Source organism: Paraburkholderia mimosarum LMG 23256 = NBRC 106338 (assembly GCF_000739815.1).
Lineage (GTDB): Bacteria > Pseudomonadota > Gammaproteobacteria > Burkholderiales > Burkholderiaceae > Paraburkholderia > Paraburkholderia mimosarum.
The window spans coordinates 1-2,251 of the sequence record NZ_BBJJ01000242.1 but is presented as its reverse complement, the minus strand read 5'-3'; the positions used below and the strand labels follow the sequence as shown (position 1 = coordinate 2,251).

Annotated in this window: 1 protein-coding gene and 1 pseudogene; both read left to right on the top strand. The window is 56.7% G+C overall.

The annotated features are described in order from the left end of the window. Window positions 1–104: 104 nt before the first annotated feature. Window positions 105–1,124, top strand: a pseudogene (locus BMI01S_RS37025) (IS110 family RNA-guided transposase). Between the two features lie 478 nt (window positions 1,125–1,602). Beyond that, window positions 1,603–2,251 (top strand): IS6 family transposase (locus BMI01S_RS37020; RefSeq protein ID WP_042293248.1); only part of this gene is annotated, 649 nt, incomplete at its 3' end.

Here is a 2,251-nt window from a genome sequence, read left to right as displayed (position 1 = left end):
CCGTGAACGTAGGAGCAAAGGAAGGTGGATCCTCACGGGCCAACGGCATCGATGTGCCCAAGGTGGAAAATTCTCGCATTTCCCGGCAACCGGAGGATCCACAGATGAATGCTACGCCAGTTGGAATCGATATTGCGAAAAACGTGTTTCAGGTCCACTACGTCGATCTGGAAACCGGCGAGGTCGTGAACAAGCCGATCAAGTGAGCGCAGTTTCTCCAGCACTTCGCCAATCGTGCACGATGCCTGGTCGGAATGGAAGCCTGTAGCGGCGCCCATCACTGGGCGAGGCAGTTGATGCGGATGGGACACGAAGTGCGGTTGATGCCGGGGCAGTTCGTGAAGGCGTTCAACATCCGCAACAAGTGCGATGCGGCTGACGCGAAGGCGATCTGGTTGGCTGTACAGCAGCCATGCAAGGCGGTGGCGGTAAAAACAGAGATGCAACAGGCGGTGCTAATGATGCATCGGCAGCGCGAACAGTTGGTGAAGTTCCGGACGATGCAGATCAATGGCCTGCGCGGTATGCTCGCCGAGTTCGGTGAAGTAATGGGTAAAGGCAGGACAGCCATGACCACGGCGATACCTAGTGCTCTCGCAAGTGTCGAAGAACGGTTACCGAAGGTGCTGATCGATTTGCTACGTGAGCAATGGGTGCGGATCGAAAAGATGGACGAGGAAATCGCAGCGATCGAATGTCGGTTGCGCGAATGGAAGAAAGAAGACAAGGCAGTAAAGATGATCAGCGAGATTCCTGGCGTTGGGCTGCTGACGGCAACAGCAGCAGTCGCGATGATGGGTGATCCGAAAGCATTCCGGTCTGGCCGGGAGTTCGCGGCTTGGGTTGGTTTGGTGCCAAGGCAAACGGGTTCGGGAGGAAAGGTGAACCTGCACGGGATCAGCAAGCGCGGAGACGGGTATCTACGCAAGATGCTAATCCATGGGGCTCGAGCTGTGCTGAATCGTGCCAAAGAACCCGGAGCGTGGGTTCATCAGATGAAGGCCCGGCGACCGTCGAACGTCGTGGTAGTCGCATTGGCGAACAAAATGGCGCGGACGATCTGGGCAATGCTGGCCCACGACCGGCCGTATGAGAAATGCTACGTGAGTGTGAGGCCAGCCTGACCGGCGAGCTTGATGTAGAAGATCAACGCTTTATACAGGGTGGATATCGAAAGGTTGCGTTGGCAATTGTGAGAGATGACAAGACAGGTCGGACCGGGACTCGCTAAACCTGAACGGATCGCAGAGCTTCGAGCTCGCGTAAGCAATGAGGTGCGAGTCAGCGGATTTCATAGGGGCCCGCAGCGGCAGGACGGCTGCAACAAGGCCGGATATACGACTGCAACCTATCCTGTCGACGTCGGATCCCACGAAAACCTGGCGCAAACGGGACGCGTTCATATACGATCCGTGGTTCGTGAGCGGCGTCGATTTCGACGCGGCCACCAAGCTGTTGACGATCCAGATCGACTTCACTGCTGGAAGCCGCTTCGCGCATCCTGAGGTGGCCGGAGTGCACCCTGTGCATGACACCATCGTCAAAGGTTCTGTTGCAGTAAGGCCCACGTTAAAATTGGGTAGCGAATTTTTGAGCTGTGCGATGAAGAAGACGAAGACACCGCGAACCACACTCGCGCCGGGCCTGGCCAAGGTCCTGAAGCGCCTTCACTACCCGCTTGAAGTGATTTTGCCGTGCGTGCGATGGTATGTGGCCTATTCGCTGAGTTTGCGCAATCTTGCGGAAATGATGGACGAGCGTGGTATCGCGGTGGATCATTCGACGGTGTACCGCTGGGTCATCAAGCTGCTGCCGCTCTTCGAAAGGAGCTTGCGCAAGCACAAGCGTCCGGTTGGGAAAAGCTGGCGAATGGACGAGAGCTATATCAAGATCAAAGGTGAGTGGAAATATCTTTACCGGGCAGTGGACAAGGCGGGCGACACGGTCGACTTCCTGCTCAGGGCCAGGCGGGACAAGGTCGCTGCCCGACGGTTCTTTGAAAAGGCGATCGCCCATAATGGTACGCCAGAGACCGTGACCATCGACAAAAGCGGCTCCAATCTGGCCGCACTGGATGTGGTGAATGCCGATCGCGAGACGCCGATCAAGGTCCGTCAGATCAAGTACCTGAACAACATTGTCGAACAGGACCATCGGGCTATCAAACGCCGGACCCGGCCGATGCTGGGATTCAAGAACTTCCACCGTGCGAGGGTCATTCTCGGCGGCATCGAGGTAATGCACATGATCA